Origin of the sequence: Pseudomonas sp. (assembly GCF_028293835.1) — a bacterium.
Classification (GTDB): domain Bacteria; phylum Pseudomonadota; class Gammaproteobacteria; order Pseudomonadales; family Pseudomonadaceae; genus Aquipseudomonas.
In genome coordinates, this window is sequence record NZ_JAQGNX010000021.1 from 1 (window position 1) to 18,500 (window position 18,500).

At 56.2% G+C, this 18,500-nt stretch carries 10 protein-coding genes and 1 pseudogene; 5 read left to right on the plus strand and 6 right to left on the minus strand.

Annotated elements, in window-relative coordinates; all coding sequences use genetic code 11:
- The 6 genes and pseudogenes from JWR17_RS02995 to JWR17_RS03020 all read right to left on the minus strand — a co-directional run.
- A pseudogene (locus tag JWR17_RS02995) lies at positions 1–586 on the minus strand (DUF2235 domain-containing protein); the annotation flags it as partial.
- On the minus strand, positions 571–1,128 hold the full coding sequence (locus JWR17_RS03000; protein WP_299828129.1) for a DUF3304 domain-containing protein: 558 nt from the start codon (positions 1,126–1,128) through the stop codon (positions 571–573). The pseudogene JWR17_RS02995 and the gene JWR17_RS03000, both read right to left, overlap by 16 nt.
- Entirely contained in the window at positions 1,113–1,634 is a 522-nt protein-coding gene (locus JWR17_RS03005; protein ID WP_299828131.1) for a DUF3304 domain-containing protein, read from the minus strand. The genes JWR17_RS03000 and JWR17_RS03005 overlap by 16 nt, the downstream gene beginning before the upstream one ends.
- 294 nt (positions 1,635–1,928) lie before the next feature.
- The gene (locus JWR17_RS03010; RefSeq protein WP_299828132.1) at positions 1,929–2,435 is read right to left on the minus strand and encodes a contractile injection system protein, VgrG/Pvc8 family; all 507 of its coding nucleotides are present in this window, start codon (positions 2,433–2,435) and stop codon (positions 1,929–1,931) included.
- Positions 2,436–2,939: 504 nt separating this feature from the next.
- Entirely contained in the window at positions 2,940–3,410 is a 471-nt protein-coding gene (locus tag JWR17_RS03015) for a MaoC family dehydratase (protein ID WP_299828133.1), read from the minus strand.
- A 55-nt stretch (positions 3,411–3,465) separates the two neighbouring features.
- Positions 3,466–4,410, minus strand: a complete 945-nt coding sequence (locus JWR17_RS03020; RefSeq protein ID WP_299828134.1) for an alpha/beta hydrolase — start codon at positions 4,408–4,410, stop codon at positions 3,466–3,468.
- Between the two features lie 198 nt (positions 4,411–4,608).
- Between JWR17_RS03020 and fadD2 the strand changes: the two genes are divergently transcribed.
- The 5 genes from fadD2 to JWR17_RS03045 all read left to right on the plus strand — a co-directional run.
- Positions 4,609–6,297, plus strand: a complete 1,689-nt coding sequence (gene fadD2 / locus JWR17_RS03025; protein WP_299828135.1) for a long-chain-fatty-acid--CoA ligase FadD2 — start codon at positions 4,609–4,611, stop codon at positions 6,295–6,297.
- Between the two features lie 332 nt (positions 6,298–6,629).
- Positions 6,630–8,321: a long-chain-fatty-acid--CoA ligase FadD1 gene (fadD1, locus tag JWR17_RS03030; RefSeq protein ID WP_299828136.1), complete on the plus strand. Its 1,692-nt coding sequence runs from the start codon at positions 6,630–6,632 to the stop codon at positions 8,319–8,321.
- A gap of 247 nt (positions 8,322–8,568) precedes the next feature.
- A complete protein-coding gene (hrpA, locus tag JWR17_RS03035) occupies positions 8,569–12,480 on the plus strand; it encodes an ATP-dependent RNA helicase HrpA (RefSeq protein WP_299828138.1) in 3,912 nt (1,303 codons plus the stop codon).
- Positions 12,481–12,639: 159 nt separating this feature from the next.
- A complete protein-coding gene (locus JWR17_RS03040; protein ID WP_299828140.1) occupies positions 12,640–13,761 on the plus strand; it encodes a beta-ketoacyl-ACP synthase III in 1,122 nt (373 codons plus the stop codon).
- Between the two features lie 221 nt (positions 13,762–13,982).
- A partial coding sequence (locus JWR17_RS03045; protein WP_299828142.1) for a DUF6543 domain-containing protein occupies positions 13,983–18,500 on the plus strand: 4,518 nt, incomplete at its 3' end.

Here is an 18,500-nt window from a genome sequence, read left to right on the forward strand (position 1 = left end):
GTGACGTGCTCATCTGTTGCACCAGGGCGTAAGCGACCTCCGGGTCAAGGTAAGGCTCACCGCAAGCTTTGCCTAGGGTATCCAGCAATCGGGTCAATCCCCAATTGATCCGATTTTCACCACCTGTAGCGCCTATCAAGCCCGCAAGTTGCGGTTCGAACTCACCGATTTCCTTGAACTCGGCGCCGACGCCTGGAATGTAATAGCGGTAATAGCCTTCTTCGTTTTCCGGGCTTTTGGCGCCTTTTTCCTCACCCCCCAGGCTGGCATGAAACAGCCGCGCCACGTTAGTGGTGGACGGTGGGTTGCCGCGCTTGTCCGAGGGTTCGTGGTTATTGGTGCCGTCAAAACACAAAGTAATGTTCAACACATCGATGCACGACGATTTTAAATAACTTAGGCCTTTTGCTTTAGTCGCCCGCTCCACCGCATAGGAATACTGCAGTTTGGGTTGATTCTGCTTACGCCAGTTGGTCGCCACGTCCTCGGCATCAAGAGGCAGTAATCCCTCTTTTTTGAACCGTGGAGTAGGCGTCAATGGGGACGGATCGGGACGTTTTGAATGGGAACTCAAGGAGCTGGACATACGGAGGGCTCTTCCATTTTGCGTGGGTAATCATAGGGATGATTTGCGATGCCGGGATAGGTCTGGTCGGCGGAGACCTTTACTTGGTTGCAGGGGAGGAAATGCAGGGTGATCGCGCCCAAGCGCTCGTATGGCGCCACTTCCACTACGGCGCGGTGGTGGGTGTAGTCCGCCTCCTGTAGCTGCATTCGATTACGCCATGCATCACTAAACGGAGGTTCTGTAAAAGTGGCCGAATCAAACGGCGTCGGATCCTTCTCCCACTCCACTACCACGGTCAGTCCCGGATACCATTTGCGCGGCATGGCCACGCAGCACATCTGGCTGCCGCCACCGCCGAACGGGCCGATGTTCGGACCGCCGTTGCCGTTGACGTCGAAATGATTGATCGCCGCCGAGGTGTGGTTGTAACCCTCAATGGGAATGCCCAATCGGTCGGGTATTGATTTGCTGCACGCTTGCAGCGCGAGGCAGGCGAGTGCTGCTGCGGCGAAAAACGCAGGGATGCGGCGTGGCAAGCCGAGGTTCAAGAAGCTGGACATACGGAGGGCTCTTCCATTCGACGCGGGTAGTTATAGGGATGATTTGCGATGCCGGGATAGGTCTGGTCGGCAGAGACTTTTACTTGGTTGCAGGGGAGAAAGTGCAGGGTGATCGCGCCCAAGCGCTCGTATGGCGCGACCTCCACGACTGTACGGTGGCGGGTGTTGTTAGTTTTCTCTTTCGCCATTCGAGCGCGCCATGCATCTGTGAATGGTGGCTCGGGCCAATCACCGTAAGCGTGCGGCGTCGGATCTTTCTCCCAGTCCACAACCACCGTCAGTCCCGGATGCCATTTGCGCGGCATGGCCACGCAGCACATCTGGCTGCCGCCACCGCCGAACGGGCCGATGTTCGGACCGCCGTTGCCGTTGACGTCGAAATGATTGATGGCCGCCGAGGTGTGATTGTAACCCTCGATGGGAATACCCAATCGGTCGGGTATTGATTGGCTGCACGCTTGCAGCGCGAGGGCGATCAGCGCCCAGGCCAGCAGTTGGCGCTTCATGCCATACCGCTCGTTGGTAGAACGGTTTCGGGCAAGGTTTCACCCAGCCATTCGGTTATGAACGTACTTCGTGCGTCACCTTCAAGGCACTTGGAGTTAGCGGCGAGTTGTCCGAGGTAGATTTGATTTACCCGTTGTTCTTTACCAATCCGGTAGCTTCGCTTGATTGGTCCGTGGGTGGCTTCCCGCTGTTCAGCCTCTGCTCGAGCATTGATCGATTCTATTTGGCGCACATTCAGTACCAGTTGATTATTGACTTGATGTATTCGGGATGCGTGCGTTGGATGTCGCTGATTACGCGTGTCCGTTAATCGCAATCGACCCAGAGCCAACTAACGACGGGCGCGTAAAAGTATCGAGTGTTATGGTTCGCACATAGGCCGGTGGCCTATTGGAGATCACAATTAGAAGGAGTGCTGTACTCTTTAGAGTGTTGGAAATAATGTCCTGCACCGTCTGATATTGAAGGATGGGCTGGTTAGTGCGGTGGTTCCGGTAAAAAAGCGAGGGCACTAACTTCCGGTGATAGTGAGTCATGTTCACACGCGTCTCGCCCTGAGTGAAGTCATGTGTCACGCCGTGGCCCCCTTGGTCTTGTTGGCCATCAAAACTCAGACAAGCTGGTTTGTGCAGGTAATCATCAGCGTCCAGAAAGTGACAGCCGATGTCCCGTTCAATCTCGAAACAGTAAAGTTGGTCGAGCGCTTGCTGCCCGAACAACTGATAACCCTGCGGGTGGAAATCTTTTTTCAAGTGGGCAAAAGTCAGGGTGAATCTGTTCTGATTGTTTAGACTCGGCATGGGCATCCCTGCTTTTGTAAACTTAAACTGCGGTGGTATGTATGCTGGAGCAGAGGAACATATTTTGTATGTAGGATATTTTACATAGTGATGAAGGATGCTTCCTACGCTTGCGTAATGACTATCTGACAGACGAAGTTTAAATGGTATTAAGGTGGGATTTGGCGGAGCTACAGTGCTTTGTAAGTAATCTAAATAACGGTAAGACTCGTAAGTTCGGACATTGTTAGGCACTTGCAACTGGGATCAGGAAACTGTTCGGTCGCCGCATAGGCAGTGGCGCAGGCGCAGTCAAGGACTGAACGCGGGTTGGTCAACCAGGAAGTCAGGCGCCCCCGGGGCCCCCAACGATTAATCGGCCCACAGCAAGCGCAACCGCCAGACTGTGCCCTCAGGCGTTTCCGTGCGAATAAACCTGCGGCCTACAGGATCCCGTCCGCTGCGGTTTAGCTAGTTTTGTCCAGCTTTTTGGGGGCAATCCCGGAAACCGCAACGTCGCACTGATCAGCCGATGGTAATGGCCGGCAGTGTCGGCAGCGTTACGGTTTGCTGTTTACGCGGGGCAAGGATCTCGGCTTCGCCATCTACCACCAGCTCATCACGCTGATTGAACACGCGGGTGGCAATCCGCACGCGAAACTTCGGCAGCTTTTCAAGAATCTCCAGGCGCACAGTCAGTGTGTCGCCAATTTTCACCGGCTTTTGAAAACTCATTTGTTGACCGATATAAATAGTGCCGGGCCCAGGCAGTTCACAGGCCACGGCCGCACTGATCAGCGCGCCACTGAACATCCCGTGGGCGATACGCTCTTTGAACATCGTTTGCGCAGCAAATTCAGGATCAAGGTGCACCGGGTTATGATCGCCCGACATGGCCGCGAACAGCTGTATATCGCGTTCCTCCACGGTCTTGCTGTAGCTGGCGGTCTGGCCCACTTCGAGGGCTTCGTAAGGAGTGTTGGTAACTTGAGTCATGAGTGATCCTGTGGCGTGATGGTTGACGATCAACGTATCAATAAATACAGCCTGATTATTCAACGTGCGGCGGTCTGGGGCTGGCCAACGCGTGGTCGAGCCAGGCGAGTAAATCATGAGTGACTTCGTCGCGGTTGGTTTCATTGAGTAACTCGTGGCGCGCTTTGGGGTAAATTTTTAGCTGCAACGCCCGATTACCCCCGTGCCCTATCGCATCGGCAAGGTCTTTGAGACGCTTGCCCTCGCTCACCGGATCACATTCACCGCCTATTATCAGCAACGGCAGGCTTGGGTCGATCTGCGCGAGGTTCGTCGGTTTACTGATTTGTTGCAGGCCTGCCAGCATGTCGACCCAAAATTGATTGGTGCAGCGAAAGCCACACAGCGGATCGTTGATGTAACGATCGACTTCTTGAGAATCGCGGCTTAGCCAGTCGAACCGCGTGCGTGCGGGTTTGAAGTGTTTGTTGAACGCCCCAAAGGACAGCCACTCGATCAAGGCACTGCGCCCGGTGCCGCCTTGACGCCAGCGTTCGATTCGGGCAATTACACTGGCGCTGCGGTAAAGCGAAACGGGCTGGAAATTAGAGCCACTGAGAATTGCGCCCTGCAAACTGGCACTGTGATGCAGCAGGTACGCCTGGGCAATGTAGCTGCCCATGCTATGGCCCATCAGAAACAGCGGAAGTCCGGGATGTTTTTGTTTGACGTATTGGCTAAGGCTGGCGAGATCGCCTACCACTTTGCTCCAGCCCTGATCATCGGCATAGTGCCCGAGCACACCATGGGCGGCCGTCTGGCCGTGACCGCGCTGGTCCGCGGCGTAAAGCGCGAAACCGGCGCCGCTCAATGCTTCGCCGAACCGTTGATAGCGCCCGCTGTGCTCGGCCATGCCATGGGAAAACATGACGACAGCCTTGGGAGCGACTGTCGGGTACCAGTAATTGACGTAAAGGCGGCTGTGGTCACTGGCATCAAGCCAGAAAGCTGAATGATTCATGGCGATTCCTTATGCCCCTAATGCATCTATTGACCAGTGTAGGCTTATAGGCAAATCGTAGTCCGGTCACTCGCAAGATTCACACGGCTGATGACGCGTCGCATGGTATTTGCCTTGTCCGCGTTAACTGCTAACGTCCGGCAACCCCGCCTTGAATGCGGCGGGCCAGACACACTCAGGTAAGAGGACATAAAAACAATGCAACCTGATTTCTGGAACGATAAACGCCCCGCAGGCGTGCTGCCTGAAATAGACATTAATGCTTACAAATCGGTCGTCGAGGTGTTCGAGCGTTGCTGCAAGAAGTTCGCTGACCGCCCGGCCTTCAGCAATTTGGGGGTGACGCTCACGTATGCCGAGTTGGAGCGCCACTCGGCTGCCTTCACGGCCTATTTGCAACAGCACACCGATTTGCAACCCGGCGATCGCATCGCCGTGCAAATGCCCAACCTGCTGCAATACCCGATTGCCGTATTCGGGGCGCTGCGTGCCGGGCTGATTGTGGTTAATACCAATCCGCTGTACACCGCCCGTGAGATGCGCCTGCAGTTCAAGGATTCCGGCGCCCGCGCATTGGTCTACCTGAACGTGTTCGGCAAGCTGGTGCAGGAAGTGCTGCCCGACACCGAGATTCAGTACCTGATCGAAGTGAAGATGGGCGATCTTCAGTCCGCAGCCAAAGGTTGGCTGATCAACACGGTGATCGAGAAGGTCAAGAAGATGGTCCCGGCCTTTAATCTGCCCCAGGCCGTATTGTTCAAAAGTGTGCTGAAACTGGGGCGTGGCCACGCGCTGCGAGGGGTCAAACTTACCCTTGATGACATCGCAGTGTTGCAATACACCGGCGGTACCACCGGCCTGCCTAAAGGCGCGATGCTTAGCCATGGCAACCTGGTAGCGAACATGCAGCAGGTCCATGCCTGCTTCATGCAGCACGGGCCAGATGGCGCGCCGATGTTCAAGGAAGGCGGCGAGGTGATGATTGCGCCACTGCCGCTTTATCATATCTATGCCTTTACCGCGAACTGCATGTGCATGATGGTCACCGGTAATCACAACGTGCTGATCACCAACCCCCGGGACATTGGCGGCTTTATCAAAGAGCTGAAGAACTGGCGGTTTTCGGCAATGATCGGGTTGAACACGTTGTTTGTGGCGCTCATGGAACACCCTGATTTCAAGAACCTGGACTTTTCCAGCCTCAAGCTGACCAACTCCGGGGGCACGGCGCTGGTTAAGGCCACAGCCGAACGCTGGCAGCAGATCACGGGATGTCGGATCGTCGAAGGTTATGGCCTGACAGAAACCTCCCCGGTGGCGTCTACCAACCCGTACGGCGACACAGCCCGATTGGGAACAGTGGGTATCCCGGTGCCCGGCACCGCATTCAAAATTATCGACGACAACGGCCATGAACTTGCTTTGGGCGAGCGCGGCGAGTTATGCATCAAAGGCCCGCAGGTGATGAAAGGCTACTGGCACAAGCCCGAAGCCAGCGCCGAAGTGCTGGACGCCGAGGGCTGGTTGAAAACCGGTGACGTTGCGGTGATCGACCCGGACGGGTTCGTGCGCATTGTTGACCGCAAAAAAGACATGATTATTGTCTCGGGCTTCAACGTCTACCCGAACGAAATCGAAGACGTGGTGATGGCTCACCCGAAGGTCGCCAGCTGTGCGGTGATTGGTGTCCCGGATGAGAGAACCGGCGAAGCGGTGAAGTTATTCGTCGTAGCGCGGGAGATGGGAGTCAGCATTGAAGAGCTGAAGGCCTATTGCAAAGAAAATTTCACCGGCTATAAAGTGCCGAAGCTGATTGTGCTGCGCGCGTCATTGCCCATGACACCTGTAGGAAAAATCTTGCGCCGCGAACTGCGGGATATCGCCTGATTCAATTCCTTGCGCTACCCCGTCGCTGATACGTCTGCTCCTGCTCGAGCAAGGGTTTTTCGGGGGCAGGCGTGGTGCGAAGGGGTAGGGCGAACCTTCTGACATCCTTTTTATTGGCTAATAGTATGATTGCTCTAAACGTGACCATTACTTTATAATTAGTCACGTTTGTGACCGTAGAGGCCTCGTTTGGCTCTAGGCGGCCTCAGGCAAAGCTGCTACCCTCAGCCCGCTTTTTGCCCTATCGGTAAGCGAAAAGCCTGCAACCCACACAAAAAATCATCGCATTTAAGCGGTGTGTAAAAATCGCTGTCGCTGAGGAGTCGGCTTCCATGATCGAAAACTTTTGGAAGGATAAATACCCGTCTGGCATTGCTGCCGAGATCAATCCTGACGAGTATCCAAATATCCAGGCGGTATTGAAGCAGTCTTGTCAGCGTTTCGCCAACAAACCTGCGTTTAGTAACCTGGGCAAGACTCTCACGTACGGTGAGCTGTATGAATTGTCAGGCGCGTTCGCCGCGTACCTGCAACAGCACACCGACCTGCAGCCGGGCGACCGCATCGCCCTGCAACTGCCTAACCTGTTGCAGTACCCCATCGCTGTGTTCGGAGCCATTCGTGCCGGCTTGATCGTGGTCAACACTAACCCGCTGTATACCGCGCGGGAGATGGAGCATCAGTTCAACGACTCTGGCGCCAAGGCGCTGGTGTGTCTGGCGAACATGGCCCATTTGGCCGAAACGGTGGTACCCAAGACCGCGATCAAATACGTCATTGTCACTGAAGTCGCTGACCTGTTGCCGCCGCTCAAGCGGCTGTTGATCAACAGCGTCATCAAGTACGTGAAAAAGATGGTCCCGGCGTATCACTTGCCCAACGCGATCAAATTCAATGAAGTGCTCAATAAAGGCCGTGGCCAAGCGGTGAAAGACGCTTCGCCATTGGCCGGCGATGTCGCAGTGTTGCAATACACCGGCGGTACCACCGGCGTGGCCAAAGGCGCGATGCTGACTCACCGCAACCTGATCGCGAATATGCTGCAGTGCAAGGAGCTGATGGCCTCTAACCTCGATGAAGGCTGCGAAATCCTGATCACGCCGCTGCCGCTTTACCATATCTACGCGTTCACCTTTCACTGCATGGCGATGATGCTGATCGGCAATCACAACGTCTTGATCAGCAACCCGCGCGATCTGTCGGCGATGGTCAAAGAACTCTCCAAATGGAAGTTCAGCGGCTTCATCGGTTTGAATACGCTGTTCGTGGCGCTGTGCCAGAGCGAGGAATTTCGCAAGCTGGATTTCTCCGGCTTGAAAGTCACCCTGTCCGGGGGCATGGCCCTGCAATCTGCGGCGGCCGAGCGCTGGAAAGAAGTGACCGGTTGTGAGATTTGCGAAGGCTATGGCATGACCGAAACCAGCCCGGTGGCCACGGTTAACCCGATTCAAAAGATTCAGATCGGTACCATTGGTATTCCAGTGCCCTCGACCCTGTGCCGGGTTATCGACGACGCGGGCAATGAGTTGTCTCTTGGGTCAACCGGCGAGTTGTGCGTCAAAGGCCCGCAAGTGATGAAGGGCTATTGGCAGCGCCAGGAAGCCACCGATGAAATACTCGACGCCGATGGCTGGTTAAAAACCGGCGACATCGCAATCATCCAGCCAGACGGCTACTTGCGGATTGTCGACCGCAAGAAAGACATGATTCTGATCTCCGGCTTCAATGTGTACCCCAACGAACTCGAAGACGTATTGGCCTTGTTGCCAGGTGTCTTGCAGTGCGCGGCCATTGGTATCCCGGACGAGAAATCGGGTGAGGCGATCAAGCTGTTCATCGTGGTCAAACCCGGCATACACCTGACCAAGGAACAGGTCATGGAGCACATGCGCGCCAACGTCACGGGCTATAAAGTGCCGAGAACACTGGAATTTCGCGATGCATTACCGACCACCAACGTCGGCAAAATCCTGCGTCGTGAATTGCGGGCTGAGGAATTGAAAAAGCTGGGGTTGAAAAAGTAAGACTGGATACAAATCTCTGTAGGAGCCAACCTGTTGGCGAAGGTCCCTCGGCCTTATCGCAGCCTTCGGCAGCTCCTACGGGTCTGGAACTCACTCCAGTCCCGGTGGGGGCGAACGTGTTCGCGAAAGCAGCACCGCAGTGTCTCAGGGCGCCGCGCCGTATGCCTCGCCAACAAGTTGGCTCCTACACACCTTCAAATCTGCGACAATCCCCGCCTTTGCACCATCAAAAGACTTTGCTTACCCGATGACCGACGAATCGCCTTCTATCGACCAACTGTTTAAAGACCTCGACCACGCGATGATCTCTGATCGTCATCGCTTGCGCCGTCAGTTGCACGACCTGCGCAAGAAGCCTGACGAGGCCAGGTTGGCGCAGTGGGCCGTGCGAGCGCAGGCATCGATTGCCCAAGTCACCGCACGCCGTGAAAGCCTGCCGGTGATTCGTTATGACGACAGCCTGCCGATTGCCGCCAAGCGCGATGAGATCAAGGCCGCGCTGCTCAAGCATCAGGTGCTGATTATTGCCGGTGAAACCGGTTCGGGCAAAACCACCCAATTGCCGAAGATCTGCCTGGAAATCGGTCGCGGCCAGCATGGCCTGATTGGCCACACCCAGCCGCGCAGGATCGCCGCGCGCAGCGTCGCCAGCCGGGTCGCCGAAGAACTCGGCACGCCACTGGGCGCACTGGTCGGTTACCAGGTTCGTTTCGAAGACCAAAGCGACAGCAACACCCTGATCAAACTGATGACCGACGGCATCCTGCTGGCTGAAACCCAGCACGACCGCTACCTGGAGCGTTATGACACGATCATCGTCGACGAAGCCCACGAGCGCAGCCTGAACATCGACTTCCTGCTGGGTTACCTGAAAACCCTGCTGCCACGTCGTCCAGACCTGAAGCTGATCATCACCTCGGCGACCATCGACTTGCAGCGTTTCTCCGAGCATTTCGATAACGCACCCATTGTTGAAGTCTCCGGTCGTACCTTCCCGGTGGACACATGGTATCGCCCGCTCACCTCGCAGCAGGACGAGGAGGGCAACGCGGTCGAAGACGATCTGACCGTCGACCAGGCGATTCTGGCGACCCTGGAAGAACTGGCCGACTTCGAACGCAGCGAACGCAAGAGTCCCGGCGACGTACTGGTGTTCTTGCCGGGCGAGCGGGAAATCCGCGACGCCGCCGAGATGCTGCGCAAGGCTCAGCTCAGACACACCGAAATTCTGCCGTTGTACGCGAGGTTGTCACCTGCCGAACAACAGCGAATATTTCAGTCTCATCCGGGGCGCCGCGTAGTACTGGCGACCAACGTCGCCGAAACCTCATTGACCGTGCCGGGTATTCGTTACGTGATTGACAGCGGTACGGCGCGCATCAGCCGCTACAGCTACCGCGCCAAGGTTCAGCGGTTGCCGATTGAGGCGGTTTCCCAGGCCAGCGCCAACCAGCGAAAAGGTCGTTGCGGCCGGGTCGAGCCAGGCTTGTGCGTGCGCTTGTACAGCGAAGAAGATTTCAACGGTCGCCCGGAGTTCACCGATCCAGAAATCCTGCGCACCAACCTCGCCGCGGTCATCCTGCAAATGTTGCACTTGCGCCTCGGTGAGATCACCGACTTCCCGTTTATCGAGCCACCTGACGGCAAAGCCATCACCGATGGTTTCAATTTGTTGCAAGAGCTGTCAGCGGTCAACCGCGAGAATCAACTGACGCCGTTGGGTCGACAATTGGCGAGGCTGCCGGTGGACCCGCGCATGGGCCGTATGTTGCTTGAAGCCGCCCAGCAAGGCAGCCTGCAGGAAGTACTGATTGTCGCCAGCGCCATGTCCGTGCAAGACGTCCGTGAACGTCCGCCCGAGCGTCAGCAGGCCGCCGATCAGGCGCACGCACAATGGAAAGACATCGACTCCGACTTCGCCGGTCTGGTGAATTTGTGGCGCGGTTTTGAAGAGCAACGCCTGGCGCTGACCGCCAGCCCGCTGCGCAACTGGTGCCGTAAAAACTTCCTGAATTACTTGCGCCTGCGCGAATGGCGTGACTCCCATCGACAGTTGAGCCTGATCTGCCGCGATTTGCAGTTGACCGTTAACAAAGAGCCAGCCGACTACCCCAGGCTGCACAAGGCAGTGCTCTCCGGTTTGCTCAGCCAGATCGGGCAAAAGACCGAAGATGGCGATTACCTTGGCGCGCGCCAACGCCGGTTCTGGATTCATCCGTCATCCGGGCTGGGCAAGAAACGTCCGCAATGGCTGATGGCGGCTGAGCTGGTGGAAACCACCAAGCTGTATGCACGCATGGTGGCCAAGATCGACGCTGACTGGATCGAGCCGCTGGCCGGGCACTTGATCAAGAAGAACCATTTTGAACCGCACTGGGAAAAGAAGCGCGGGCAAGTGGTGGCGTTCGAACAAATCACGTTGTTCGGTCTGATCGTCGTCGCTCGGCGGCCCGTGCATTACGGTCCAATTGATCCGGTGGTGTCGCGAGAGTTGTTTATTCGAGAAGGTCTGGTGCGCGGCGAAATTCTGTCTCGTGCCAAGTGCCTTACCGCCAATACCAAGCTGCTGGAAACCCTCGACGAGCTGGAAGCCAAGGCCCGCCGCCGTGACATCCTGGCCGACGAAGACACGCTGTTCAATTTCTACGAAGCGCGGGTGCCAGCCGAGATTCATCAAACCGCGACCTTTGACAGTTGGTACAAGGCTGAAAGCAAGAACAATCCGCAGCTGTTGATCATGCGCGAGGAAGACGTCCTGGCCCGGGAAGCCAGCGAGATTACCGCTGCGTATTACCCGGATACCCTGCGCCTGGGGGATTTGACCCTGTCATTGAGTTATCACTTTGAACCGAACCATCCACGGGACGGTGTGACCCTGCGCGTGCCCGCCCCCTTGCTTCCGATGCTCCCCGCTGACCGGCTGGGATGGCTGGTACCGGGCCTGCTGGAAACCAAGTGCATTGCATTGGTACGCAACCTGCCCAAGGTTTTGCGCAAAAACTTCGTGCCGGTGCCAGACTTTATCAAGGCCGCTCTGGAACGGATGCCCTTCGGCGAAGGCTCGTTGCCCCAGGCGTTGGGCCGTGAATTGCAGCGAATGACCGGCGCACGGGTGTCGGAAGAAGCCTGGGCCGAAGCGGCTCAACAGCTCGAAAACCATTTGAAAATGAACCTCGAAATCGTTGACGGCGACGGCAAATTCCTGGGGGAGGGGCGTGATCTGGCAGAGCTGACCGCACGGTTCGCTCAGGCCAGCCAAGCCGCGCTGGCAGTGCCGCAAACGGCGAAGAGCCAGCTTCCGGTTGAAGCCAAAGTGTTCGCCCCGGTTGCGGAAAAAACTCAACAAAACATCGCGGGCCTGTCCATGACGGTGTACCCGGCGCTGGTTGAAGAGTCCGGCACGGTCAAGGAAGGACGTTTCTCGACGCCTGCCGAAGCCGAGTTTCAGCACCGTCGTGCTTTGCAGCATCTGTTACTGCAACAGTTGGCCGAGCCGGCCAAGTTCTTGCGTGGCAAGCTGCCGGGGCAAACCGAATTGGCGCTGCTGCACCGCGAGTTGGGGCGAGTCGATGGCTTGATTGAGGACATACTGCTCGCCAGTCTCGACAGCTGCATTCTCGACGGTGAGTCAATCCTGCCACGTGATGGCGCCGGATTGGCCGGTCTGGCTGAGCGTAAACGCGGCGCCTGGACTGAGCATGCCGAGCGCCTGGCAAAGCTGACGCTGGAAATCCTCACCTTGTGGCACGGCTTGCAAAAGCGTTTCAAGGGTAAGATCGATCTGGCACAGGCGGTGGCGCTTAACGACATCAAGTCGCAGCTGAGTCATTTGGTGTATCCGGGCTTCGTCCGGGAAACGCCGATGCAATGGCTCAAAGAATTGCCTCGTTATTTGAAATCCATTGAAATGCGCCTGGAAAAACTCTCGTCCCAGGCGCAGAAGGATCGCGTCTGGAGTGGTGAGCTGGCGGGCTTGTGGACTCAATATCAGACGCGGGCGAACAAGCATGCCCAGGAAGGCAAGCGTGACGATGAGTTGGTGCTGTATCGCTGGTGGCTGGAGGAATACCGCGTCTCGCTGTTCGCTCAGCAATTAGGGACTAAAGTCCCGATCTCCGATAAGCGCCTGAGCAAGCAGTGGAGCCAGGTAGACGGCTGATCCGCAGTAACCGCTTTCAGCCATTAAGTCGCCGTGACAGCGCGAAAATCGGCCCGATATGGCACACTTCGCGTCTAACTTTTCGTATTGGCACGATTGTGCCAATACTCATGCCCAGCAGGTCGTTTTCTGCGACGATCAAATAAGAGAGGAACGACCGTGTATAACGTCGTCATCAGTGGCACTGGCCTTTTTACCCCAGCCAACAGCATTTCCAACGATGAACTGGTGCAGTCTTTCAATGCCTACGTCGCGCTGTTCAATGCCGAAAATGCAGCCGCCATCGAGAGCGGTGATGTGCAGGCCCTGACTGAATCCAACGCGGCGTTTATCGAAAAAGCGTCCGGCATCAAAAGCCGTTTCGTCATGGACAAAGAAGGCATTCTCGATCCACAACGCATGGCGCCACGTTTGCCTGAACGCGCCAATGACGAGTGGTCGATTCTCTGCCAAATGGGCGTTGCAGCCGCTGAGGAAGCCTTGCAGCGCGCCGGCAAAACAGCAGCCGATATTGATGGCGTCATCGTTGCCTGCTCCAACCTGCAACGGGCTTATCCAGCGATCTCTATTGAAATCCAGGAAGCACTGGGCGTTCACGGCTTCGGCTTTGATATGAACGTGGCCTGTTCCTCTGCCACGTTTGGTATTCAGCAAGCGTGCAATACCGTACAGCTGGGCCAGGCCCGTGCGGTACTGGTTATCAGCCCGGAAATATGCACCGGCCACCTGAATTTCCGTGACCGCGACAGTCATTTCATTTTCGGCGACGGTGCCACCGCAGTGGTTGTCGAGCGTGCCGATCTGGCCACCTCTGAACACCAGTTTGATATCGTCAGCACCAAGCTGCTGACCAAGTTTTCCAATAACATTCGCAACAATTTTGGCTTCCTCAACCGCGCGGCGGAAGAGGGCATCGGCGCGTCAGACAAACTGTTCGTGCAAGAAGGCCGCAAAGTGTTCCGCGATGTGTGCCCGATGGTTGCTGAACTGATCGCGACCCATTTGCAAGAAAACAAACTGAGTGTGGGTGATATCAAGCGGTTCTGGCTGCATCAGGCCAACCTCAGCATGAATCACCTGATCGTGAAAAAGCTCCTGGGTCGCGAAGCAACCGTGGAGGAGGCTCCGGTGATTCTCGATACGTACGCCAACACCAGCTCGGCGGGGTCGGTGATTGCTTTCCACAAATACCAGGACGACTTGCCACAGGGCGCGCTGGCGGTACTCAGTTCGTTCGGTGCCGGGTATTCCATCGGTAGCGTGATTCTGCGTAAACATTGATCGATGTCCAGCCATGACGCGTTGCTGGTTCAACGCCAGATGGCAGGAGAGCAGCGGGCGTATCGCGAGGTGGTCAGCTCATCAAAGTGCGACGCTGAGTTGCGCCAGTAGATCGCTCAGCACCTGGCTTAAACACAGCAGGTGCTACTTTGTTATGTCACGATCAGAACCCTAAGACCCTAGCCTGAGCGACTCATTGAGTTGTCATAAGGCTGTGTCCAATGTTCGGTATAACCAGCGGTTCTAAACGTTCATCCGTAAACTTCTCTGACGATGAGGTGTTTGCCCCATGGGCGGATGGTCAGGCCAACCACGGGTTTATTAAAAGTCGTCTGCCTGCCTGGTACAGCAGTGCCTCCACGGAACTACGCGCAGCATTGCGCAAAAGTCAGTTATTCAGCCTGTTTTCTCGACGCGACCTTGAACCGCTGCGTCAAAAGTTGCCGTCCGTTAAAGCCTTCGCCGAGCCCTTACTGGAAAAGGCGTTGATTGAAACCTTCAATCTTCGCCTGGATCTGCACACGAACGATCTGGTGACCGTGCACAGTCAAACGTTTTTTGGCATGGATAAACGTCGCCCGTTTAAGCAAAGCCTGCTCCAGGCCGCGCTGCAAAACTTCGAAGCGTTTGAAGCGGAGGACGGCGGGTTTGAACCTGGTGCGGCGTTGCTCCCGGACGATGGGCTGCAACTGCAATTGGTCGCCGGGACAGGGGTTGATGGGCGTTACCCGCGGTTTCGCTACCGTTACTTCGGCATTATCAACATCAAGCCCGCGCAATTCGCCCAGATGTGTCGCAGCCTGGATTTGGGCGCCCGTTATCAAACCCATCTCGACAGTGTGTTCAGACCGGCCGCTGTGCCGGGCCAATCGGCTGACGAACTGGCTGCTGCGGTGGCGGCCAAATTCCAACGTAGCGAGCAAGATAACGTTCAGGTGTTGGCCCATATCGCCTTGATGAAAAATCATATCTCCGCGCCCGCCTACAAGATGTTATTAGCACTGACCACTCAGGGAAGTGAGCCAACGTGGTCCGGTGATCCGATTCGCCACGGCTGGCTGCGGCTGCTGGACTCGGTAGGTGAACATGGCAATACGCTGTATGGCGCGCTCTTGATCGAACCCGATAAAGATGACGCGGCAAGCTTGCCGTGTGTCGTGTATATGCCGCAGGAGCCGGAGCACCCACTCAAGGAATATGTATCGTTCAAGGCTTTTACCGACACGTTGCGCCGCAAACTTTCCACCAGCACCTATCAAAACTACTTCCAGCGCTTTATCAGCTTGCGCGAAAGTCAGCGGTTTTTCCAAAGGCTCAATGAGCGGCTCATGCCGCTACGTCCGATAGATGGCAATCCCCTGAGTGCCGGCTTGCGTAAGCGACAATTCGACGCTCAGGCCGAGCTTTCCCTGGAGAAGTTTGCGTATTCGCCGGCGCCGTTTCAAATGTTGTATGAGCATTTACTGGTCAAAACCTATGAAGACTCAAGGGTGTTAGCGGTCCCCACTGACGACGAGGATCAGAAATCCCGTATGCAACGGTTGCAGGCTTACAAGTCATTAGGTCTGGACCTGCTCAATATGGCATCTTTTTTTATCCCGGTTCTGGGCGCCGCGATGGCCGTGATCGCTGTAGAGCAAGTGATGGCGGATATTTTCGTCGGGGTTGTCGATTGGAAGGACGGCGAAGTCGACGAAGCGCTGACGCATCTGTTTGGGGCGGCTGAAAATATTGCTCTGGCGGGAGCGATGATCGTCGCGGGCTCAAAAGCGTCGCCCTCGGTCGCAAGCTCGCCCTCGGCCTTTTTTATAGAAAACCTGATTCCCGTAACCCTGAAAAACGGCCAGACGCGACTCTGGAAAGCCGATACGGCCCCGTTCCAGCAAGAGGTAACGTTACCTAACTGGGTGATGGCTAATGCCGAAGCGCGGGTGGAGGTCGATGGCAAAAACTATCTGCCATTGGCTTGCAATCTCTATCAGATCACCTTCGACGTTGGGCTGAAAAAGTGGCGGCTCCAGCACACGACGAATCCCCAGGCGTATTCACCCACCCTCAGCCATAACAACGCCGGGGCCTGGCGCCATGAGGGAGAAAATCCCATGGGCTGGGACTTGCACACATTATTCAAGCGACTGCATCCGGGGCTGGATGACATCGACGAGCAAACCATCGAACGCATCCTGGCGACCACGCAAACCGATGTAGCGCTGTTGCGGCAAGTACATGTGGAAAATATAAAACCCCCTGCTTTGTTGCGTGATTCAATTCTCAGGTTCCAGATTGAAGATCAGATCAATGGATTTATTACCGCGATGAACAGCGGCACCCCGCAGGACATCAGGTGGCCGCGCATCGACCCTTACCTGGAGCTGCTGACGGTGTTGCCCGGCTGGCCGGAACAACGAGCGGTACGCTTGTTCGACCCCGAGGGCGGTTTGCTCAATGTGTTCGGTAACCACAAGGGCGTCTTGCCCTCGGTGGAGCTAAAATATCTGCCGGGACAAATGGGCGATGTCATCGCGTCGACTCTGGCCGCCTTGACGCCGGAAGAAATAGAGACATTGTTGGGTGAATACAACACCACACGTCAAAGTCAGAGCAGCCGTTTGGCCAATCAGCTTGCTGATGTCGCAGCACTGCGCAGGAATGCCTTGCTTGAATCGATGTATCAAACAGACACGTATTCGGACGGCGTGCCGGTAAAGCTGATCAAACGCGATTTCCCGACGCTTTCGACCGTCATCGCCGATGAGTTGATTGAATCAGCCAGCGCCCGGGAACTTGCTCAAATGAACGCCTCGTCGCGCTTGCCCCTGCGCATGGCCGAGCAGGCGAGGGAATACCAGCAACAACTGCGCTTGAATCGCGCCAACGAGGGTTTTTACTTCAAAGGCGCTGATAATCCGGACACTGCCACCGCTGGCTTCAGGCTGCTACCGCAATTGCCCGGCTGGCCTAAGCATCTGGCGCTTGAACTTCGCGACGGTAGTTTTTCTGGTGAGTTACTCGCCAGCATAGGCGACGAATCCTCGGCTTTACGCTGGGTGTTGGTGAAGTCAGGTGAGCGTTATCAAACGCTCGACAGTGGCGGCAACCCTATCGACAGCGGCGATCACTCTTTCTTCAACGCCTTGTTGCAGGCTCTGCCAGCAGATACGCGTGCGGCTATTGGCTTGTCGAGCGCGGCCCGAGAGTCAGAGTTGCGATTGGTTTTGGGCGCCCTCGCAGTCACCCAGCGTGACGAAGTGGCATTGGCCTTGAGCATGCAAAAAATAAAACCCGGGTTCACGTGGCCGCACCGGCTGGCTGACGGTCGCATTGGTTATCCAATGAGCGGAAGGATGAGACGACTGTTTTCAAGGCTCGGGCAGGGATCGAGAAATCACTCCGCCGAGCTGGCAGTGAAAAGCCTCTTCCCGGGGATGGGTGAGGCTGAGGTCAAAGCGTTTGTCCGCGAGCTGAGTACCGCTCACACAGGGAACCCCGGGGACTTGCCATCCTTTCTCCAGGGCAAGATCCGAGCGCTTGAAACTCAATATGAACAGCTCGAAAGCGCTCTTGGTAGCTGGGTAAGTACTCCATCAGCACCACGAGTCAGGGGCGACGCGGTTCGATTTGTTGTTGAGGCCGATAGACGACTTGCGGCAATGCGAATTAAAAACTGCTGGAAAAGGCTCAGCCCTAAATGTTACTCCGAGAGGGGGCGACTTCTCGGTTACTCATTGGATTTGAATTTCCTTGCCATCGGTGAATTGCCTGCTTTGACGGCTCGGTTCGACCATGTGCACTCATTGCACGTCAACAATACCGGCCTGGACACCGAAACGACTAACGCTTTGCTCGGGTACTTCAGCAATTTGCACGAGCTGTACTTACGGGGTAATGATCTGACGTCTATCCCGGAAGCGCTCAGCGCACATACTGCATTGCGGCAGTTGTCTTTGCGCGGCAACCCGTTGGTCCTGGATCAGACTTCAGTCAACCGGCTGCGAGGCATGCTGCAGTTACGAACGCTTAATCTGAATCATTGCCCGGTTGGACCACTGTTAAACGTGGGTCGTATGCGCCGTTTAATCAGGCTTAACCTACGAGCAACCGGAATCAACGCACTGCCTGCAGGTCTCGCCGATTGCGTCAATCTGATCATTCTCGATGTGCGTAATAATCGTATCGAGGATATTCCAGAGACGGTTTTTCATGAGGAAGCGACAACCTACCGACGGCTTCAGTTGCATGACAACCCGCTTAGCGAAGCCACCCGAGAAAGAGCGCAGCGTCTACTGAGCGCTGACGCCAGGCGGTTTATGGGCATCAGTGAAGATCGACCGCATGCCGGGGCCGGGTTGTCGCCTTTCTCCTTATGGCTGCCGGAGTCGTCCGGCAGCGAGCGCACCGCCAGGTTGCGTATCTGGAATGATCTGCTGGCCGAGTCCGAAAGCGCTGATTTTTTCAGGGTGCTGCATGATTTGGCTGGAACCGCCGACTATCAGGGGCACCGGCAGGGCCTCACTGAGCGCGTCTGGGCGGTTTTGAATGCAGCCGCCACACATGGCATGTTACGCGATGAATTGTTTACCTTGGCGGCGCACCCGCAAACCTGCGGGGACGGAATAATGCTGGTGTTCAACACGCTTGAAATTCGCGCGCTGGTGTTCAATGTAATGGCGTCGGCACGCCAGAACAACGAAGAAACCGAGTTGTTTGAGTTGGCCAGGGGGCTGGAGCGACTGGATGAG